At 40.2% G+C, this 20,751-nt stretch carries 18 protein-coding genes; 7 read left to right on the forward strand and 11 right to left on the reverse strand.

Going from position 1 to position 20,751, the window contains the following annotated elements; translation table 11 throughout:
* Positions 1-573 precede the first annotated feature (573 nt).
* Both EVJ32_RS10655 and EVJ32_RS10660 read left to right on the forward strand, forming a co-directional pair.
* Positions 574-1,008: a hypothetical protein gene (locus EVJ32_RS10655; RefSeq protein ID WP_131458285.1), complete on the forward strand. Its 435-nt coding sequence runs from the start codon at positions 574-576 to the stop codon at positions 1,006-1,008.
* 24 nt (positions 1,009-1,032) lie between these two features.
* The gene (locus tag EVJ32_RS10660; protein WP_131458287.1) at positions 1,033-1,377 is read left to right on the forward strand and encodes a hypothetical protein; all 345 of its coding nucleotides are present in this window, start codon (positions 1,033-1,035) and stop codon (positions 1,375-1,377) included.
* Between the two features lie 309 nt (positions 1,378-1,686).
* Here the strand turns inward: EVJ32_RS10660 and EVJ32_RS10665 are convergent, their stop codons facing one another.
* The 9 genes from EVJ32_RS10665 to EVJ32_RS10705 all read right to left on the reverse strand — a co-directional run bounded on the left by EVJ32_RS10665 (position 1,687) and on the right by EVJ32_RS10705 (position 11,470).
* Positions 1,687-3,129 (reverse strand): hypothetical protein, encoded by a 1,443-nt coding sequence (locus tag EVJ32_RS10665; RefSeq protein ID WP_131458289.1) that lies wholly within the window; start codon positions 3,127-3,129, stop codon positions 1,687-1,689.
* A 15-nt stretch (positions 3,130-3,144) separates the two neighbouring features.
* On the reverse strand, positions 3,145-4,173 hold the full coding sequence (locus tag EVJ32_RS10670) for a conjugal transfer protein TrbL family protein (RefSeq protein WP_131458291.1): 1,029 nt from the start codon (positions 4,171-4,173) through the stop codon (positions 3,145-3,147).
* Positions 4,174-4,408: 235 nt separating this feature from the next.
* On the reverse strand, positions 4,409-4,957 hold the full coding sequence (locus EVJ32_RS10675; protein ID WP_131458293.1) for a hypothetical protein: 549 nt from the start codon (positions 4,955-4,957) through the stop codon (positions 4,409-4,411).
* A gap of 11 nt (positions 4,958-4,968) precedes the next feature.
* A complete protein-coding gene (locus EVJ32_RS10680; RefSeq protein WP_131458295.1) occupies positions 4,969-6,003 on the reverse strand; it encodes a peptidoglycan DD-metalloendopeptidase family protein in 1,035 nt (344 codons plus the stop codon).
* A 14-nt stretch (positions 6,004-6,017) separates the two neighbouring features.
* Positions 6,018-7,937, reverse strand: a complete 1,920-nt coding sequence (locus EVJ32_RS10685; protein WP_131458297.1) for a VirB4 family type IV secretion system protein — start codon at positions 7,935-7,937, stop codon at positions 6,018-6,020.
* A gap of 18 nt (positions 7,938-7,955) precedes the next feature.
* On the reverse strand, positions 7,956-8,636 hold the full coding sequence (locus EVJ32_RS10690) for a hypothetical protein (RefSeq protein WP_131458299.1): 681 nt from the start codon (positions 8,634-8,636) through the stop codon (positions 7,956-7,958).
* Between the two features lie 382 nt (positions 8,637-9,018).
* Positions 9,019-9,252, reverse strand: coding sequence for a TrbC/VirB2 family protein (locus tag EVJ32_RS10695; protein WP_131458301.1), 234 nt, complete (start codon positions 9,250-9,252; stop codon positions 9,019-9,021).
* Positions 9,253-9,433: 181 nt separating this feature from the next.
* Complete coding sequence (locus EVJ32_RS10700) at positions 9,434-10,240, reverse strand: hypothetical protein (RefSeq protein ID WP_131458303.1); 807 nt, start codon at positions 10,238-10,240, stop codon at positions 9,434-9,436.
* A gap of 72 nt (positions 10,241-10,312) precedes the next feature.
* Positions 10,313-11,470, reverse strand: coding sequence for a ParM/StbA family protein (locus EVJ32_RS10705; protein ID WP_131458305.1), 1,158 nt, complete (start codon positions 11,468-11,470; stop codon positions 10,313-10,315).
* 469 nt (positions 11,471-11,939) lie between these two features.
* Between EVJ32_RS10705 and EVJ32_RS10710 the strand changes: the two genes are divergently transcribed.
* A complete protein-coding gene (locus EVJ32_RS10710) occupies positions 11,940-12,677 on the forward strand; it encodes a hypothetical protein (protein ID WP_131458307.1) in 738 nt (245 codons plus the stop codon).
* A gap of 21 nt (positions 12,678-12,698) precedes the next feature.
* On the opposite strand, the gene EVJ32_RS10715 is transcribed toward EVJ32_RS10710, so the two are convergent.
* Positions 12,699-12,989, reverse strand: a complete 291-nt coding sequence (locus EVJ32_RS10715; RefSeq protein ID WP_236639507.1) for a hypothetical protein — start codon at positions 12,987-12,989, stop codon at positions 12,699-12,701.
* 1 nt (position 12,990) lies between these two features.
* Positions 12,991-13,263: a hypothetical protein gene (locus EVJ32_RS10720; RefSeq protein ID WP_131458308.1), complete on the reverse strand. Its 273-nt coding sequence runs from the start codon at positions 13,261-13,263 to the stop codon at positions 12,991-12,993.
* Between the two features lie 481 nt (positions 13,264-13,744).
* On the opposite strand from EVJ32_RS10720, the gene EVJ32_RS10725 reads away from it, so the two are divergent.
* Genes EVJ32_RS10725 through EVJ32_RS10740 form a run of 4 tightly spaced genes read left to right on the forward strand, consistent with a single transcriptional unit; the run spans position 13,745 to position 20,738 of the window.
* Positions 13,745-15,892, forward strand: a complete 2,148-nt coding sequence (locus EVJ32_RS10725; protein ID WP_131458309.1) for a MobA/MobL family protein — start codon at positions 13,745-13,747, stop codon at positions 15,890-15,892.
* Positions 15,893-15,904: 12 nt separating this feature from the next.
* Entirely contained in the window at positions 15,905-18,373 is a 2,469-nt protein-coding gene (locus tag EVJ32_RS10730; protein WP_131458311.1) for a VirD4-like conjugal transfer protein, CD1115 family, read from the forward strand.
* A gap of 14 nt (positions 18,374-18,387) precedes the next feature.
* On the forward strand, positions 18,388-20,553 hold the full coding sequence (locus EVJ32_RS10735; protein ID WP_131458313.1) for a type IA DNA topoisomerase: 2,166 nt from the start codon (positions 18,388-18,390) through the stop codon (positions 20,551-20,553).
* Positions 20,550-20,738, forward strand: a complete 189-nt coding sequence (locus tag EVJ32_RS10740) for a hypothetical protein (RefSeq protein WP_131458315.1) — start codon at positions 20,550-20,552, stop codon at positions 20,736-20,738. Before EVJ32_RS10735 ends, EVJ32_RS10740 begins: the two co-directional genes overlap by 4 nt.
* Positions 20,739-20,751 lie beyond the last annotated feature (13 nt).

Genomic DNA, 20,751 nt, shown 5'->3' on the forward strand with positions numbered 1-20,751 from the left:
TTTATGGCTCATGGGGCGGGGGCTAAGGTGTTCGGAAGGGCATCGACCACCCAAGCCCCCACAACCCACCGCAACGCCCCTAAATCGAGCGATAACGACACCCCGTCGCCAATAGCGAGATCATCGGAGATGAACCGGCCATTGGCTGCACGTCCGAGGGACGTGTCGGGCTGTACGTTCCTGCACGATTTGACGGGACGCTCGGAGCGTCAGGTCAAGGTCAAGACCGTAGGCTTGCTCAGGCAAGCAGGGAACGTTCCGCCAAGTCGGAACGGAAGACCACGAATGTTTACCGTTTTTCCCCTCGGACGATACATCCTATCGAACGTGACGGACTCTGACAGGGCAAGGATCGGCTTCGCTTCTTCCCCTGTCACTCGCACACGTCACGGCGGTCAACATCAAGGGGCAGTCGATTTTTTTCGTCCATAAAACCCTCCTGAACGAAAAAAAGTAGACTGGCTGAGACCCTTGACGTTTCCCTTGCGATGGCTGTTCGTCGAACGTGTCAAAACGGCAAAAATTCACCCTCAGGGGGCGATTTCGCCCGAGGGAAAAACAGGAGGAACAAACATGAAAGATTTAACAAAGGTAGTTCAACAGGCGGTTGCGAATATCGGGGTGACGAAAGTGAATACAATCACGTATAACCACGACTTGTTGCTCAAATTGAAAGATGAAGGACACCCACATAGCCAAGATTCTATCAAGGCTCTAACCGCCGTCAAATTCGGTTTCGTGGAACAGATCGAGGAGATTCTAATGTCTTGGGTCTATGCTGACACCGTGGCAGAAGAGACCAACTTATACACCGAACCGAATCAATGGAGAGACTATATGAACCAACATAATGGCGGTCACATGTACGACCTGTTTGAAGACATGGACAACGATGCACAGTTACAAAAAGATTATTTCGGTACAGTGGCGGACATTGTATATCAACACATAATCACAAACGACTTTGAGATTCCTGATTACTGGAAACCAATATATGAGAACAATTAAACCGACCGAAAGGATGATAACCCTATGAAACTATCTATCGACGACCATCGCCGTTTTATCCAACAGAAACGTGCGAGAACCCTTGTGAAGTGTTTGTATCACAAGGGTTATAAAGCCAAATGTATAATGCATGAGGAACAAGAAAAGAAACGAGTGTATTTCGCTGATTGCGTGAAGGTGATTTTGAACGGACAAGACGAAGGCTTTGTCGTTCGGGTGAAGGAGAACAGTTACCAAGTAATTCCTAACCATTCCTTCTTTCAACCCGTGGACGAAACGGGAAAATTGGATTTGATACAAACAAACTTTGACGGTCTTTTGAAGATCATTCGAGAGACAATCAACGGAAAAAAATATAGCATCACATAAATAAAAGAGTGGTTAGTCATGGAGACTAATCACTCTTTTTCTTGTTCTGAGAATTGATGATTTCTAAACCTTCTTTTGAGATGTAACTATTCCCGTACATTCTACCATTCCTTGAAAATTTCCCTGTCACAGCACATATGAATTCTTCACGATATTTTCGAATATTGATACTCGAAGAATTACATGAAACTTCGACGGTATCGCCCTTTTGGAGATTGTGAAGTCTTAGATACTCAGGGGGGATTTTGACTCTCCCTTCTTCGGAAAGGATTCGCAATTCACTTCTTTTCGTCATCTATCTAAAACTCCTTAAAACGTACTATGACCATCAATTTGTTTGAACAGATCGGGATTTCCGACAGATTGTGCGAACTCTGTTGCTTCTTGAATTTTTCCTATTTGAAGGTATGCGTCAACGATCTGTCCTTCCTTACGACCATTTAACTCTACCATGTCTTTTAATTCAATCACTTTATTATAATCATTGTTCAGATATGCTGTCTCAAATTCGATATATGGGTTAGCCGTCTTCATCTGAGACGAAATATCGACTAATTTATTTAACTGATCCTTTTTGATTAAATATGTCACGACCTCATTCGCCATTTCGGGAATCGGGTTGTCGTCGATAAGAGCAGCCAACTGATTTTCCGCATCGTAAACAGAGATAACCATAGACAAATCTGACACATCTAAATCACGCTTATTGATCGTTTCTAAGATCGTGTAGGCGTCGGTCTGTCTTCCTGAATAGGAAGCACGATAGGCGCGAATTAGAGAGTTAGTAATGGCTGTATTATTACTAGATTTAAAGTAAGTCGAAGATGCTTGATTCGACACGGCAACTTCTTTGAATTTATTCGTTGGTTCATTACTCGAACCGGTCATCAATTCTGTACCTAAGAATAAGAGTAACGTTATGACACCACCAACTAATAGATACATTGTTTTCTTATCAAATCGACTTACCTTTTTCTTGTTTCGATTTGGATTAGTATACATAGGTTCTTGTTTTTTTGGAGACTTCTTCTTTTTCTTCTCTACCTTCTTTTTGCGAGCGAAGAAACCACGTTTCGGAGATTCTTCAATCTCGTTTTCGTCATCTTCATCCTTTTTTTCTGCTTCGAGGAACTTAAGTTCCGTCTCTTCAATTAGGTATAAAATATCGTCCAAATTATCGTATTGATAAAGGGACTGACAGAATTCTCGGTTGATTTGATCCTGCTCAAGTAAATCGACGAATTTCGGAAGTGAGACGATTTTTTGAAGTCGAGTGAGTGAAATCAGCATCAATTCTTTTACTCGTTGCACAATATTAATATCATTGTCACGGAAGATCGGAATGGTGTCTGTCTGATAGAGCATCACCTTAATGTTCTTTTCATGTGTATCGACAATGAAGTTGGAACGTTCCCAAGAAATTTGAAGTGTTTTTCGCTTCTCTTCGATTGCAAACGCAACTAGCGAACGGTAGTAATCCAACTTTTCTCTCAATGAGATTTCGAATAACCGATCGAATGCATGTAGTTGGTTTAAGTCATACTTTAATAGCGTATACCGTCCTTCACTGGTCACTTCGTCAGGCGTCATTAGTTGATGTTCTAATGGATGACTGACAGCAAAACGTTTGAAGCTTCGTTCAATTTCAAGGTCATTATCTGACTTTAAGTGTTCAGTGGGAATGCGATAAATCGCATCATTCCCACTGAACATCATGTTCCCGTGTTTATTAAACTGAACCGTTTGAGCCAATGTATTACACCTCTCTTATCGTTTGATTAATACTCGTGCTACTCGACCGATCGAACGTCCAGTTCCTGAACTGCTTCCCAAGTTCCCTAAGATAAACGGAATCGTCAACGAGAAGAAACTGATGACCAACACCATTGAAATGGCGACAATGCCTTGGGACATATATGGGAACGATCTGACGTATGAATTTTGATTGGTCAATACTTGAATGCAAAAAGCATAAGCGATTGCTTGTAAGGCAAAAGTAACGATGTTGTTCCAAATGTACTTCCACCATACGTTGAAGTAATTGAATTCATCATTCAAAATTGTCGAAATTGCCAACGGTCCGACCATGAACATGAACGAGAGAGCCACGAAACGATACAAGACAGCCAGTCCAAAAATCAGCATTGCCAAAACTACGAAGATAACTAACACTAGTGAATAACTCGGTGACCACGTGAAAATCATGACCATCAGGGCGTCCTTATTCATAGTTCCGTTGACTATTCCTTGAAGCATCTGATTTTGCATGTCGAGAATGATATTAAAGATTGGGTTATAAAGACCAAGCATAATCGCACCCGTGATGAATCCGAGCATCTTTTGATTCATGGCTTGTTGGTAATCGTCTGGATCACCGAGCCTACGGAGTGCCATCACCATCATATGCCAAATCACAAACAACGGTAACAAAGAGTTTGCCAAAGTGGTCAAGTATCCCTTGTATCTGTTAATTGCAGGGTCTTTCACGATAAGGGCAGGGTCTCTTACGATAATCTTCATTTGCTCAGTTACACCTGTCGCCATTCCTAACGCCCCGCTGTAAAGGTGAGAGTTAGCATAACAAGTGAAGTCCAATGTCCCGCAGTTGAATGTATTCGTGTTGGAATCATATTTCTTTACGAAGTCATCAATATAGTCTTCACTAAGAACACCCTTATATTGATCGAATGTAGCCTTGTTTCGTTTGTAAAACTCTCCTTCTTTTGCTGAAACTGAAATTGAAGATAGAAGAAGTATACAAAGTACGAGACTTGCGATTTTTCTAAAACGCTTCAATAAAACCCCTCCTCTCTAATTTGTTAATCCAAAGAATAAGATACTGACAAAAATAAATACGATTAGACTTTGACGAAGGACATAATCTCTTCTAAACTTTCGTACTCTGAGAAGTGAAGGAGGTTTGTCGAATTTTTCTTCATACAGATGTTCGAACTGATTTGTTTTCTTTAAGAGAAAAGTGTTCAAAGTATCATGTAAGACCTTGTGGACTTTACCGAATGCCAATATGACCCTATTCATCGACGTTCTCCTTTGGTGGCTCCAAACCTAACGTGTCATTGAAAAATGTGATTTCGTATCGGCTCACTTTTTCGTCTTCCCAATCCATTTCGATAATTAATGTCACGATCCGTTTATCAACAACCCCTGTTTCAGGGTTGTCTGCAACGGTACTCATATCTAACTCGTACATGACTTTAGAATGATACTTGCCTTGCTCGTCTATCTCGCTATTCGTCATTAAAATATTTGTATTCACCAGTGAAGGGTCGATATAAGCGTCCTGAACACTTTCACCATTGTTCGCAAGGGCTTCTTCATATTCAGCCAATGCTACACCTGTTAATAGCGTATCAAGGTCACCTTCTCCGCCGTTCATGGCAGCCACAAAATCTTCGGCTCTTTGGTCGTAACGAGGAAGTTGTTGAAATTGTTCTGCTTTACTTTGCCATTCTTCACTCAAGATTCTCTCCGTTTTGACTTTATCCCTCTCGTTTAAGAAAGCCATCAAGAGACCAAGAACGAGAAGGAAAGTCAGGATATATCGAAGGATCTGCTTCATATTTTCACCTCTTACTTTTGATTCTTGAAATATGGTTCGGGGTCGATTCGAGTTGTGCCACCGTTAATGAAAATTTCGAAATGTAAATGTGAACCGAAGCTATTACCCGTATTGCCACACAGACCGATTTGCTCGCCCTTTTTGACGGTAGCGCCAACAGGTAACCCCTTTGCGTTCATATGGGCATATAGGGTCGTTTTATCGCCGTGTGCAACCTTGATATACCACCCGTACAAATTATGCCATTGTGATAAGACGACCTTCCCATCAAGAACAGATAGTAACGGGTCATTCGTATTGCAATTGAAATCAATCCCCGTATGGAAATCGCTGTACAAGCCGTTTGGTGTCATAAAACTCCTCGGCCCCCATCTTGAGGTGATGATGATTTTTCCACGAACAGGAGAACCGAGTCCCGAGTCGAATCCTGCTACTTCACAATTCATGGAAAGCCCTCCGAACTCCGACACCCTTTTCGTGATATTGGGAATCCAATGGGCATTCAAATTGTTTGGATCGTTCGCAACGCCGAGAGGAGCATATTTATTCCCAATCTGTTCAATCGTGACAAGACCCATTGCATAGTAGTTCTTATAAAGGTTACGAGCCATCACATCAAGCCCTTCTTCCAATGACGAGAAGACGAAGAATGACCCTGCTGATGAATTGTAGAGACCCCCTGGGTTGTTTCGCTCACGAACCATGTTCGAAGTCCCGTTACCTGTCTCATGAAAGGCTATGGCACTCAACACCACGGGGTCAATGTTATTTCGAGTGGCAGCGTCGATGAAAAGTTGTGCCTTTCCATCGAACACCCCTGCCCCCTTGAATCGAGCATCGAACACCGAACGGTTGATTTCTCCGTTTGGTTGACACATGGCGAAACCACCACCGACCCCTTCTTCTTGTTTCTTTTTTTCATCAAATATTCCGCCGAAAATAGACATTAGAGAGATGAAAACTAGAATCGAAATTATTATAAGGGCAGTGATCGAGCCACCGATGAACAGAGGGATGGCAGGCAAGGAACGTTGTTTCTCACTCAAGCGAATCCCCCCTCTTAAACAACAATTTCATGAAGCTTCTTATTCTTGAACCAAAGATCAGCTTCCATCGGCGTCAGTTTCACCGCCGTATAAATCTTCTTGCTACCAATGAATAGAATGCCTTTACCTGCCTGTTTCGCTTTATCTCCATCTCGAACAATCAAGATGCTTCGTTCCTTCTCACTGAACTTATGGGACATTTCAGATTCTAGGAAGTCGATTTCATTTTCCAACATCGGGAGATACATTTTTTGTACTGATTGGTTGATGACGGCTTCTCCATAGTTCTTTCCTGATGTACGGTCTTTCGCACTCAAGAAGTCCTTGATAGACTGTGTAGCCGTTGAAACGCCGACGTTAAACGAACGTAATACCTTCAACATGTAAAACAATTGCTTCATGGCAAGTGGAATATTTGGGTCAGCAATAACGTGGGCTTCGTCAAAGACAAATCGCATAGGGGAACCATCCCCATTAATTGCTTCATACGTCATATGACTCATGATGTTGTAATAAAGAATCCGTTGAACCTTCTCATTGTCGGCAAACGAAAGAGAATCATAAGCAACCAAGTCACTATTGACGTCAACGTTCGTATGACCATTGAAAACGTGTTTATAGATACCGTTAATGTAGACTTTGATTCCTGTATGGAAGTTGCGAAGATCTGAATACATGTCAGGGTCATCCGACTGCAACGAAGTTAAAGCTTCGTCAAAGTCGGTTAAGGTTGGGAAATCGGAAGGTTGCAACTTAGAAAAGTCAGTCGCTTCTTTCCCCTCTCTATCAGATTCGGAGTAGATGCCTGCTTTCTTGTACACTTCAAGAATGATGTTCGAAACGATATTCTCTTGCATAACGGTCATATCGGGGAACATCAATTTGAACATGACGATTAGTTGCGGGATTTTATTATAAATCGGGTTTGTTGCTCTTATTGTTTCGCCATCCTCGTCTGCTTCGAACGATTGTTTAGGAAGGTCGAAAGGGTTGATACGGCTTGTGTATGATTCAAGGCTAAACTTGATCCATTCCCCGCCGAGGTTCTTAAATTTTGAACCGAATTCACCTTTTGGATCATTGACCTGTATCTTTGTACCGACCATATATTCTTTCATAATGTCGGCAAAAAGGGCGGTCGATTTACCGACACCTGAAACTCCGATGTAGACTTTGTGTTTGTTCAAAAGCTTGTTTTGGTCAACCAAGATAACGTTCTTCGTTTTCTCATTAATTCCAAAAAACATTCCACTTTCTTGGAACATCTCATTTTCGTGAAATGGGAAGAAAAATGACAATGCTTCCGAGTTCACCAAGCGTCGTGTCATCTCGGCAACTTTTAATTCGCCAAGGGGCAAGAACGAGTGGTAAGCATCCATCGCACGTAAATTAGGAGAATACGCAGTTGCAGTCGCACCGACGAGAGACTTCACTCGTTGAGTCAAGCGATCCAACTCTACCAAGTTCGGGGCGTTCAAATGGAACAACACATTCAGTTCAAACATCATTTCCGAGCCTGTCGCCAGTTCACGGATGACTCGTGTTGCATCCTTTTCCTGCACCTCAGCTTCGACTTTTGTAGCATCGTCTAATCGTTCGTCGGCTTGCTTGAGACGAGCCTGTTTGATCGCTTTTGACATATTCGCGCGAATCTCAGCCGATGATACTTTATTGACGTGATAACTGATTGAAACGTTATCCGAAATCTCTGACCATTCTTGAATGTCTTCTTGAGAAATCATTGTGTTATAATCCACCAACATGAGTGTACGAGTGAAGTTAGAACCTAGTTGAACATAATTTTCATGTTCTTGGATGTAATCAGGAGACAGAACGGACAAAAGCGTATTGTCATATTCATGAAGCGATGAAGCAAATTCTTCATCGGCTTCCTTCGCTACCGACTTCCCTTTGAAAAAATCGAAAAATCCCATGAGTGAACCTTCTTTCTATTATTGAATGTTGTATTCAAGATCACGTTGCAACGACTCGATTAGTTTCTTGGCAGAATCTTCACCCATCGAAACATCTGAGTAACTACTTGCACGTCGGATAATGTGACGACCGACCGAAACGGCACTGTCGTAATCTAGTGTGGTGTGTAGTAACAAAGTTAGTTCTTCGCTGTTTAGCTGCTTCACGGTAAGGCTCTGTTGATCGAGTACGAGGTTACTTAATTTTTGTGATAGAATCGCACTCTTGTTGTCGATTTCAAGCAAAGCTTTATCTAAATCTTTGTTCTTAATTGGTTGAGTCAAAATGATGTAGTTCTTACGTGCTACCAAGTTTCGGTTACGTCCGACGTCCATCATATACTTCTCATAGCTTCGATTCAGCATCGCCTTAACGTCGTTCCCTTCACCGAACCGTTCGATTTTACGGAAGTTCTCAAGGTGACGATCAAGGTTGATTGGTTGTGCGATTTTGCAGAATTGAAGTTGTTTATAGAAGTCACTCGATGTTAGGAATACTTTGAAAGCATCGAGTGTTGCTTTTTTCTCAGAACGGTTTGCGAGGGACAAGTTGACGCTCGATACTTCGAAGACCCGAACAAGGTTCTTGGACGTCTGGTAGCAGTCGAGATAAACCGATTTCAACCCTAATATCTTTCGAGAGTCATAAATGTCAGACATATCAATTTCTCCTTTTCTTTTAAAGAATTCCTTTTGACGTCTTTTGAAAAAGATTCGCCAAAGGACGCCGTGTTCGATATATGAGATTTCTCTTCTAACTGGATGTTTGGTTAATTGAGCCAAAATGACGGCAATCGTAGGTAAGCAAAGGAACATAGCTACATATGTGTTCCATAACCCTAGACGAAACAGAATGTATAAGAAAAGGGCGGTAACTAGCACGAATGGCGATGCGATCAATACATCGACAAATGCTATCCGCCCAATTAGATACTTCCTTGAGTCGATCGGTACGGGAAGCGTCACCGTAAGATTGTCACGTCTTGACTCATTCGAATCATTCGAATTATGTCTCAATGTGATTTTCTCCTTTGACATTGGTTTAAGCTACTCCGTTTCGTACCCAAGTAACGATAGTACGTGCAAGAACCGTTACCATAAGACCTACAATCGACCACATGAGAGCCTTCTTAAAGCGTGGTACATTTTCTTCGCTTCCCCACGCTACCATTGCACCAGTTACGATAATTGCCAAAATAAAGATTGAAATTACTAATGTTGTAACTGAACCAGTCGTGTTGACGACGAATGTATTTATTTTTGTAAATGGATTCATATTTTCATGACCTCCCTTCAAACATTGATTTATAACAATTTTAATTATACATGATATGTACTTTGAAGTAACCATTATGTAATGATAAAAAATAAATTTTAAGGTAAATATTGACTTGATTTTGAAAAGTTGGTCTGGAATGTAATTCATAAAAAAAGAACCTCGTCTTAGGACGGGATTCTCAAAAAGTATTTGGGTCAAATGGAAGATCGGGCTTTGTTTCCGAGGTTTTTTCGACGAATGTTTTTTCTTTTTCGACCTTTTTCGATTCTTGTCGTTCGGGCTTAGGCTTCATTGTGACTTGTTCAACTTCTTCAGAAGGTTGAGTGGCAGCCATCTTTTTTTTGTTTCCCCGATTTAGTTCACGTACATCAAATGAGGATAATGTGTTTTGACTAACTGGTACATGTTTCAATGATGTGCTTTGTAGTGTGCTCGTCGCCAAAGGCATGATGACTTCTAAGGGAACATCACTGTCTCTATACATAGCCGTAAGAGCGTAGAAGACTGTTAGCGCTTGTTTTAGGGGGAATGACGTCACCTTGGAATATCCCGAGACTTCTATTGATTCTAAGATCAGGGAACGGACGCTTGCGGACAGATTTGATTGGGCGTCGATCCAGTCGTAATATTGAACCTTTTCTAAATCTGTAAGGTTCTGATTTAAAAGAGAACAACGTTTAATTGGTTTTTCAGGGAGATATATATCTGAGCCGTCTAAGACCATCAACTCAGAAAACGTATCTTGAAAAACGGACTTAAAAGGAGACGTCGCTTTGAACATTTCGGTCTGAACGTCAATATTCATTACGTCCTTATGTCCAAACCTCATGATAGCCAACTCGATTAAGGTAACAACGCTAGTGCTCACTTTTGCTTGGACGTTCGCCCATTTCTGAATCGACTCATGCGACTCGATCCGTTCTTTCGAAGAGGTCTTTGGTAGTTCTAAATATAATGATGCTGTAACAAGTGAACGATTACTCATAGAACCGTCATCCTTTCCTATCAAAAGTCACTAAGTAACCAACCCTCAAGGGTTGGTTACTTAGTTTGAAATTTATTTTTTATTTGAATAAAGTGCTTTGGCAAGTACATACGTGCCACGGCTGTTCATGCTAGTGGCATATTCTTTATCAATCCATACAACTTGTGAGTAGTTTTGTTCTGCAAATTGATACAGTTTTTCGAGCATGTTTTCTTTGAATGTGATACTACCTCCACCGTGAACGAAGATCAATTCAGCTTGGGAAGAAGACATCTCTTGAAAACTGACAAACGTTTCATTAAGAATTTCGTCTGCTTGAAGGTGCTTTGCTTCTTCGAAACATTGACGAGCAAACTCACCTCTAGGCGTTTCTTTTTTCATCCACTCTTGAAGTTCTTGTCGAGTGAACCGTGAGTTGAGACTTAACTTGCTTTGCATCAATCGAATAGCATCGTCAGACACGTAGCCTACTCCTAAACGTTTACCACGGCTTAAGTTCGGGATTGGTTGTAATCCTTCAATAGTAGTGAACTCAGTAGTTCCATCACCAATATCGACATGTAAAGAAGTTGCACTTAATAATTCTTGAACTGACTTGTTACTGTTATACATACGATTGAATTCAGCCAAGATATTGTCATCACTCGTACTGAAAGCGAGCATGGCTGTCTTACCCTCTTCTGTTACTTTGCAATTTGTGAATTTGATTGTAACTTGAACTATTTCGTCAGCGACGTGTACCACGATAATGTGACGGTTATCGACGAAACGTTTCTCAAGTCCTTCTGCAATTGGTTTGGTGTATTCAGATGAAGGTATTGCTGTTGCCATATCAACTGATAAAGAAATAGATTCAGGCAATTCATTCTCTTCCTCATACTTTTCTTTTACCGCAGATGCAGCGATCATCCCGAGTGTCATAACGACTGGAATATCGTTTTCTGATTTCTTTCCAAGTGACAAGTTCATGTTTGATTTGTTTTGTGCATTTAAAGCTTTGGAACCGATGTGATATAAAGCAGAACGATTCAAAGCTTTAGAAGAGATATGTACTGTAATATTGTTGTACAAATCGCTCATTACTTGTTCAATTGTTTGATCGGTAGAAATTTGAGAACCGATTACTTCAGAAATAACAGAAGGTTGACGGAATGAAATTTCGGAATCTTTCGACCCAATAACGATTTCGGTTTTAGAGTTTCCGATGTCAGTACCAATAATTTTTTTCATGTTTTGCACCTCATTTTAGTTTTGTTTACCACCTAAGAAAAGTATAACCTGAACGTCATTTAAAAGCAACATTATTTTCATTTTTTGATGTATAAATAATTTCTTTTGAATTCATGAAGTCTTTAATAAACATCTAGATGAACATCTTATAATGTAATTTATATAATATTTTACCTAAATTTCATTTAAAGATGTAATTATGATATTAATTTACGACCGAATTATTTCGTTAAATAGTTTTTTATGCATTATATAATGCAGACAAAGCTTCTTTTAAAGGATTCTAAGGAACTTAAGAGTTGTAAACAAATTCAAACGGTTTTATGAAGGAAAACTTGAAAAAACATCACTAAAAAAGAGGAAAAAAACGCATAGTGGCGCTGAAAAATGAAGTCTATATAAGCCAAAAATGGTATAATTAGAGTAGGAAATCAAGGATGAAATAATCAAAATTAGGAGGTAATTTAAAGTGCATAATACTGACCAAACTAAGGATGATGTGATTGAAACTGGACTCGATATTCTTTTGAAGGTTTATGAGTTCTATCGTAAAAAACTTACGACAGAAAATGATGTTGAGAGTCCGTTGAGTAAAGAAGATCAGTTCGTCAAAATGATGAATTACGTTATTGATAATTCTGATGACGAGAAGGTAATTGAAATTGCAACTGCTCTAAAAGAAGAACCAAAACAAGGTCTCAAAATTTTTAATCTGATGAATGACAAAGCGAAACTAATGGGTTACCAAGACGCTAAAGAGAAAAGTAATGAACTAGTGGCAGCACTCGAAAAAGTCACTGAGAGTAATCAGAATGCAGACGTCCCAAACCAAAAACTACAAGAAGAAATCGACAAGATGAAGAATATAGAAGATGCGAAGATGCTCACAGTAAATACGAAAATTAAAGAACTAGAATCAAAAGATTATTCAACATTAAGTGAGATTAAGGATGACCGTCTTAAATCGTTCGTTGAACTAGCAAACAACTTTGATAAGAAGTTGGAAAACCCGAAAATCAAAGATAAACTTGATAAGCTTTATGGTTCGATGGTTGTAACTTTAAAAGCTAAAAAAGAATCAGAAAAAGAATCAAAAGAAAAAGATAATGAAAGTGATAAAGGTCAAGACAAGCAAGAAACAAAAGAAGGTAAAAACCAAAAAGAAATTAAAAAGCAACGAAACCGAGAAGTTGATATGGAACGATAAAAGCCCTGCATATGCAGGGCTTTATTTTTTGAATTTATCAGGCTTTTTATGATTAACATAGTCTGAAAACATTTTAAATAATTCTTCAATTTGTTCGGGAGTTAGATGGGTAGTTTCGAAATATTTCTCAGCTAATGCGCCAGTTTGAATTAAACGATTTGCTCTTTTTCGACGGGCTTCATCTTTGGAAAGAAAGTTAAGTTTCTTATCCAGTTCTTCAAATCGCTTTTGCTTCTTAGCAAACTCAGCCATCTTTTTTTCATATGACGTCAATAATTCTCGTTGACGATCACCGTCTTTTTTTTTGCTCATTTTAACTACGGTTAATATCGTATTCAGGTACTACTTCGTTTTTGGCTACATCACCTTTAGCGGCATTCTCGATCTGTTCAAGATCGTAGTAATAATTAATCTTTTCTTCTAACCATTCCAAGTCATGAGTACCGAATTTCTCGCAAACGAAGCTACCGATTGATGATTCGATTCCTGATTCAATCTCTCGTAATTCCTTCTGTTGTCTTTCAATTTCTTTTTTTAGTTTATCGTGTTTCTTTAAATCAGTCTTTTTAATTGCTGAACGTGCCATAGGTTACACGACCTCTCTTTTGATATTTGAATGTTATATAAAATTGCGTAAATTATTTTGGCTCGATCATCGTAGATGAACAGGCCAAAACATTTACTGCTCGACTAATGATAATAGATTTTTGATACATAGATAAAAAATTAAGAGTAAACAAAATAAGCATAAAACCTAAAAAAGATGACTGGATGATTAGCAGTCTAACTTTAGTATAACTCGTGAAGAATTAGATCAAACTAATTCAAAACGGTTTATTTATTTGTGGTTATATGCAAAAAAGAGAAGAAACTTAGATCGTGAAAGAATTGTGGTTATTCCTAGTCTATGCGATTGAATAGTGAGACGTCAAGTGGTAAAATGAGGTCAGGAGAGAAGCGAGTGCCCATTTACGCACCTTGATTTCATCAATGTGCCAATGGGCTGTCTCCGACAGAAAATACTTCGTATTAACCCGCAGGGGCTATTTTGAAAGGTGGTGAATCAGATGGCGTTGTTCTATATGGCTGTTCGTAATGTTCAAAAAGCTAAACAATCCGCAGTTGCAAAAGCTTCTTACGTTTCAGGAGAGAAGTTGTTCAGTGAAAGAGATCAGGAAACAAAAGCGTATAGAACTCGTGAAGTTAAACCTGATTCATTTATCCTTGCTCCAAAACATGCGCCTGAATGGGTATATGATCGTGAAAAATTGTGGAACGAAGTTGAAACGATTGAAAAGCCTGTGAATGCAAGGTTGATGCGTGAAGTTGTGGTTGCTTTGCCCATCGAACTTTCCAAAGAAAAACAAAAAGATTTGATTACTGAGTACGTCCAAGAGAACTTTGTTGAAGCAGGAATGGTGGCTGACGTCAACATTCACCATGACAAAGATCAAAACCCACATGCCCACATCTTGCTTACAATTCGTCATTTTGAAAGCAACGGTGAATGGGCTAAGTCTCGTTCTAAGAAAGAATATTTGAAGGACAAGAATGGAGAATTTGTTCTTAACGAGAAAGGGAATAAAAAGACTCGTAACGTTGATTTAACTGGATGGAATGGCAAACATAAAATCATTGAATGGAGAAAAGCATTAGCAGAAAAAATCAATGAATTTTACAAGGAATCAGGAATTGATGCAGAGGTTTCGCATCTTTCTTACGAAGATCAAGGTAATGGTAAAGTTGCTCACGAAAGACTTTCAAGAAGTGAATATGTAATCGAAATGAATGCCAAGGAATCAGCTATGCAAAAGGGTGTTGAATATGCACCAGTGACTTTCTATGCTCAAGTTAATCAAACGATTGATACTCTAAACGACGAGAAGAATCTCGTTGATTTGGAACTTAAAGAACTTGAGGAAGAATTGGCTAGTCTCAAAGCTGAACTTGAACAAGAAAAGAACGAAGAAGTCGTTGATTTGGAATCGTTTAAGGAAATTCGTGAAAACATAAAAGTTTCGAAAGAAATCTATGATTCTTACAAGTTTATTCGTGAACGTATCAAATGTGGTTATGTGAAATTACCTGAGATCAGTAAAGCCCGTGAGTCAATTGAATACTGGAAGAAGTCATTGAACATCCGTGATAGAAAACTTCAAAACGAGAAAACAATACTTGAAAATGCTTTGAAATCTTATAAAGAAAAAGACTTCGAAACATTGAAGAAATCAGGATTTGACCCTTCTACATTCGTCACTGTTTATCGTGAAAAGGCTCAAGCCTTCCTCGATAAACATGAAAAACTTACGGAAGAAGTCGGCAAGTACCATGAAGCACGAAACTTCACTCAGCAAGCGTATGAGTTTGAGAAGGGTATCGTACATGAAGAGTTCGAATATCTAAATCCTGAATTTGAACGAATCGCAATGGCTGCCAAATCTACTGACGATCCTGCCGTCTATCAATTGATGCATGACTTGAATCGAATCAAGTTAGGTGAAGTGAACGACAGTTCTATTTTCGAAATCAATCAATTAACTCGACAATTTATGGATGCTGAAAGCATGGATAAAGCTGTTTCTCGAATTCATATTTCTGACTCGATTAACGAGTTTAAATTCTATTCGGAAAACCTAAATAAATTGACGATGGCAACTTATCACTTGGATCGTAAACATCGCAGAATTGCGAATGATTCTCTCGTGTCTGTCGATGAGAAATCAAATGTATTCTATCGTCTGAGTAATAATAAAAACGAGATTGAATTCATGACTTCCGAAAAGCGAAAAGTTCGTACAAATCTTGAAGCAGACTTAACGCATATTTTCTCGAAAGATGACAAGTTCTCTAACGGAAGTTCACTCGAAAATATTTCGGCTTACTTTGCAGAATACACGGACGACAAGTTGCAATACGTTTCTGAACGAGTATCCATGTTCGCTGTTAATAATCAATTCTCTTTAGAAGAGATCGAACAAGATTATGAAACTAAACAAGAGTTGATTTCAGAACAAAAAATCGAGGATATGGAACGAGACAGTGACCGACACGAATCGAATGACTTCGAAGACACGAATGCTAATCCAACTGGTGATCTGATTGAATCGCTTATCGAACAAGCGAGAAAAACAGAAGATGGCTCAGGTGGAGATCGTAAGAAACGTGGTAGAAAGAAACTCACTATCGAAGATAAATTGGATATGGATATGTATTAAAGGAGTGTTCACATGGCGAAAAAGAAGAAAGACAGTAGCCAACCTTCATTCATCAAGTCTCTTTTCGTAGGGACGGTTATGGCAGGCTCAATTGGCTACTTGGGAGTATCGGTATTCCATACATTCACCAACGGTATTGAATTACTTGATTCTCTAATCGACTATCAATTGAAATATGATTGGTTGCTCTCGCAAGAGACTACGATTCAATATGGGATTTATGCTTCCCCGTTAATTTTTGCAATGCTCTTTAAAGCTTTCAATCGTAAAACGAATGAAACATACTCGGACGCTTCGAATCATGGCGTGTTTGGAGATGCAGTCTTTTCAGATTTGGAAGAATTGAAAGAGAACAAATTTGTACCCGTCGATCGTAAAGCTAACTTGTTAAAAAAAGAAAAATCCGTAACACGGTGGTCTGAAAACTTCTGGGAAACATTGAAGATCCCCGAAGGAATCATTTTAGGACGTGAAGATGATGAACTTGTTGTCTTGCATCCACAGTCAAAACTTGATAACCGAAACGTGTTAGTGGTCGGGTCATCAGGATCATCGAAAGGACAGGCATTCGTCATACCTAACCTAATTAACAACTATACGAGTTCGATGATCGTCACTGACCCGAAAGGTGAGTTGTACAAATTACTAGGCGAAATTAAAAGGGATCAGGGTTACGTCGTTCATCAGGTGGACTTCTTCAATTTAGTAGGGAGTAAGTATAACCCTCTCGATTATGTCAAAACTGATATGGATGCTAAGAAAGTGGCAGACAGTATCTCTCGTAACTCTAGCAAGGATGGAAAAGAGGATTTCTTCTTTAATACAGCACGAGATTTATTGGTGGGATTAATTTTGTATGCAAAAGCGATTAATGAAAAGGCGAGTATGCAAGACGTCAAAAGAATCTTCAATCACATCTCAGATGCTGACGAGGGCCCAGATCGCTTATTCAAAATCATTGAGCGCATTGGTGAGAACCACGTCGCTTATCAGTTCCTAGCAGATGCAAGTTCACTTGGGGGAAATACGAGGGCTTCGGTCATGTCATCCTTCGCTCAACAAACGGGCGTGTTCTCAATGCAAGCCGTTTCGGAATTCACGAAGAGTAGTGATTTTCATTTTGAAGATATGCAAGAAGAAAAGACAATCATTTTCGTAAAGATACCTGTTAAAGACAATCCAGTTTCATCTCTAACGGCGACGTTCTTTGACCAACTATTCTCTGTACTTTATAAAATTGGCGACGAAAATGATTCAATCTTACCTATCCCGACAATTTGTCTCCTTGATGAATTTGCTAACTTAGGAAAACTCAATGATTACGACAATATTCTTTCAACTTGCCGAGGGTATCGCTTGAGCCTGATGACGATTGTTCAGGATTTCGCGCAGTTGGAAGAAAAATATTCTGAGAAGCTTGCACGTACCATCGTCAATAACCATGACACTTCACTGTTCCTTAGAACAAAAGACCAAAAAACAGCCGAATACTATGAAGCGTCGGCAGGTGACACAACAGTTAAATACGAGACCAAATCAAAACAAGGTGGATCGAACCTCCTGTACTACCTTGGAATGGATAATCAGCCGAAACAAGGCTCTGCTTCCCGAAGTGAAAATTATCAGAAGAAACCGTTAGTCTCAAAATCGACTCTACTGAATATGCAAGGTGATACTTGTTACGTCTTCATGGCAGGAAGAGTGCTAGAACTTAATAAAGCGTTCCAAAGTACCATCTACAAAGATTTCATTACGGCGAGTGAACCGGTTGATGGTAAGTACCCATATGTATATCCGAACCATCGTGACGAGTATATTGAGATATTAGGGCTTGAACCTAATACGACTAAACCCGTAACCGAAGCACCTCGATTGATTGAACCAGTCGTAATTAAGGACGATGGGGGCGAAAGCGAAGATGAAGAAACAACAGACGACGTTTCGGTTGTCACGACTACCGATGTTATCGTTAACAGTTCGACCTCGAATGGTGGAATGTCTAGTTATGCCAAAGCACTTTTAAAGCAACGTCAAGACAGTCAATCAACTTACTCTTCTCAAGAAGAGAAGGTTGATTCAAATAACGGTTCTAGCGAGCCTGAACAGGGCGTGGTTGAGTCGGAGGGTGAAGGGGTGGTCGATGAGTCGTCGGCTGTCTCAATGGACGTAAAGGACGTTTTAAACGATGAAAAGAGCGTTATCCTTCAACAAGCCCTCGCATTTAGCGTTTTGGAGACGGTCGATGAAATCGACGAAGATGAATCAAGCAAAACAGCCTTTGAAATGATGCAGAGTTTGAAACGAAGCGTGAAAACGGTTCGGCAATCTCACGAAGCCTTTGAAATGGCTAACGAATCTGATGAACTTGACGAAATGACAGGAATGTTAGATGGGTTCGGCAGCGTCATGCAACCTGAGGAAGTTCATTCAAATGAACAACGACCAAACCGAAGTATTGAGGAAGAAGACTATCCAATGTGAGAAGGAGTGAAACTATGAAGCCGTTAATCATTGCCGAAAAGCCAAAACAGGCACAGGCATATGCAGAAGCATTAGGAAATTTCGAACGGAAGAAAGGATATATGGAGATCGGGAAGTCACCCATTTTCCCAAACGGTGCGTTGCTATCTTGGGGAATCGGTCACCTAGTGACACTTGCCGAGCCGAGCGAATACAAAACCGAGTGGGGGGGATGGGGTGAGGAGACTTTAAAGAGTCTCCCTATTGCCCCGTCCAGTTACAAATTTGTGGTGAGTGAGTCGAAACGAGAACAGTTCGAAGTCATCAAGTCCCTATTAGAGAAAGTCGAAGATGTTATTATTGCCACTGATATTGACCGAGAAGGTGATAATATCGCTTGGTCAATCTTGAAACAGGCGAACGCAGAGAATAAAAATTTAAAACGGTTACGGTTTAAGTCAATGGAAAAGGACGCTCTTGTTGAAGCGTTTAAAAACCTGAAAAACGGAAGGGATTATTACAACAGTTATAAGGAAGCACAGACACGACAAATTTCCGATTGGCTGATTGGTATGAACCTTTCGAAACTCTACACGATCCGACTCCGAGAGAACGGATTTCAAGAAACCTTCTCAGTCGGGAGAGTACAAACCCCAACCCTGTTCATGATTTATGAACGAGAAAAGGCGATGAAAGAGTTTGTGCAGCAGCCATTCTATGAAATCGCAGGGGAAGCAGAACACAACGGAACATCATTCGTCATGAAATCAGGACTCCGATATGACACGTCAAACGAAGCGTCTGAGACGTTGCAACGGAACATGATGCTCAACCCTACCCTTGTCGTAATCGACAACATCACGACGAAAGAAGCGAAGGAAGAATCGCCCCGACTGTACACCATGTCAGGCATTCAAACGAAAGCCAACAAGAAGTGGAAGTATAGCCCTCAAAAGACGCTCGATCTAGTCCAGTCACTCTATGAGAAAAAGTTGCTGACCTATCCACGAACCGACACACCGTTCATCACGGAAAATGAGTTCGCTTATCTGAAAGACCGACTCGATGACATGCAACGTGTTCTAAGGGTAGAAGCCCCGATACGGCACATCGAGCCGAGAAAACGATATGTGGACTCAAGCAAAGTGCAAGAACACTATGCAATCATCCCGACAAAGCAAATAGCATCCTCTCAAACGCTCGAATCGCTTTCACAGGACGAGCGAAACATTTATATAGAGGTAGTCAAGACTACCTTGGCGATGTTTTGTGAGACTGCCGTCTATGCAAAAACGACGGTCAGTGTCCGACAGAAAGACATTCTGTTTACAGCAAACGGAAAAGTCGAACTTGAGGAAGGGTGGAAAGTCCTGTTCCGAGATGACGAGAAGAAATCGGAGAAGGAAGAAAGGCTGCCACGTCTGAAACGTGGTGACGAACTATCGTTGAAAGGAGTGATTAAAGACGGGAAAACGACCCCTCCGAAGCGTTTGACCGAGGGTGACCTTATCCCCTTGATGAAAAACGCAGGAAATCAACTCGAAGAAGATGACCAAAACATCTTGAAAGAAACAGAAGGTATCGGTACGGAAGCGACTCGATCCAACATCATTGAGACGCTTAAAAACAAGGAGTATATCAACGTCGAGAAAAACCTTGTGTACTGTACTCCGAAAGGCGAGGTTCTTTGCAGGGTTGTCGAAGGGACGCTCTTATCCAGTCCATCCATGACCGCCAAATGGGAAGAATTTCTCCGCAAGATCGGTAAGGGCGAAGGGACACAGGAGAACTTCATTCGAAACATTCACAAGTTTGTGCTCAAAATGCTAGAAGAAGCACCTGAAATCATTGCCCGAAGCAACGTGAAAGCATTTGCTCTAAAACAGGCGGAAAACGAGTCCGTTGGAAAATGCCCATCATGCGAAGATGGGTTAATCGTTGATAAAGGCTCTTTCTATGGATGTACCAATTACTCTAATCAGTGTAAGCAATCCATTAACAAAGAATTAAACGGTAAAAAAATCAGCAAGAAACAAATCGAGAAGCTTCTCGCAAAAGGACAGACTGATCTGATTAAAGGTTTTAGCAACAAAGACAAAACGAAAACGTTCGATGCTCGATTGAGCCTAGAACCACATGCCAACGGCAAGACCAAACGAATGGCATTCAAATTTGATAAGAAAAAGGAGAAAACGACATGAAACAGCCCGTACTTGAACCACTATTAGAATACTTCGGAGACGGTGAAGTGTTCACAGAAAAACCAACGAACACATTGACTTATGAAGAAATCGTCTACCATTACGCAAATCTCGATGACTATGAATACATCGGCTTCTATCTAAACAAAGACCAAAAAATTGAACGGCTCTATAAAGCCAAATAAAAGGGGGAGTTAT

It is taken from the genome of Exiguobacterium sp. SH5S4, from assembly GCF_004337045.1.
GTDB classification, from domain to species: Bacteria; Bacillota; Bacilli; order Exiguobacteriales; family Exiguobacteriaceae; genus Exiguobacterium; species Exiguobacterium aurantiacum_A.

Coding starts and splice junctions, on each gene's coding strand:
- EVJ32_RS10705 (WP_131458305.1), bottom strand. CDS start 11,470: ATGAAAAAAATTATTGGTACTGACATCGGAAACTCTAAAACCGAAATC.
- EVJ32_RS10660 (WP_131458287.1), top strand. CDS start 1,033: ATGAAACTATCTATCGACGACCATCGCCGTTTTATCCAACAGAAACGT.
- EVJ32_RS10740 (WP_131458315.1), top strand. CDS start 20,550: ATGAAACAGCCCGTACTTGAACCACTATTAGAATACTTCGGAGACGGT.
- EVJ32_RS10735 (WP_131458313.1), top strand. CDS start 18,388: ATGAAGCCGTTAATCATTGCCGAAAAGCCAAAACAGGCACAGGCATAT.
- EVJ32_RS10720 (WP_131458308.1), bottom strand. CDS start 13,263: ATGGCACGTTCAGCAATTAAAAAGACTGATTTAAAGAAACACGATAAA.
- EVJ32_RS10730 (WP_131458311.1), top strand. CDS start 15,905: ATGGCGAAAAAGAAGAAAGACAGTAGCCAACCTTCATTCATCAAGTCT.
- EVJ32_RS10700 (WP_131458303.1), bottom strand. CDS start 10,240: ATGAGTAATCGTTCACTTGTTACAGCATCATTATATTTAGAACTACCA.
- EVJ32_RS10685 (WP_131458297.1), bottom strand. CDS start 7,937: ATGGGATTTTTCGATTTTTTCAAAGGGAAGTCGGTAGCGAAGGAAGCC.
- EVJ32_RS10690 (WP_131458299.1), bottom strand. CDS start 8,636: ATGTCTGACATTTATGACTCTCGAAAGATATTAGGGTTGAAATCGGTT.
- EVJ32_RS10675 (WP_131458293.1), bottom strand. CDS start 4,957: ATGAAGCAGATCCTTCGATATATCCTGACTTTCCTTCTCGTTCTTGGT.
- EVJ32_RS10725 (WP_131458309.1), top strand. CDS start 13,745: ATGGCGTTGTTCTATATGGCTGTTCGTAATGTTCAAAAAGCTAAACAA.
- EVJ32_RS10695 (WP_131458301.1), bottom strand. CDS start 9,252: ATGAATCCATTTACAAAAATAAATACATTCGTCGTCAACACGACTGGT.
- EVJ32_RS10655 (WP_131458285.1), top strand. CDS start 574: ATGAAAGATTTAACAAAGGTAGTTCAACAGGCGGTTGCGAATATCGGG.
- EVJ32_RS10715 (WP_236639507.1), bottom strand. CDS start 12,989: ATGAGCAAAAAAAAAGACGGTGATCGTCAACGAGAATTATTGACGTCA.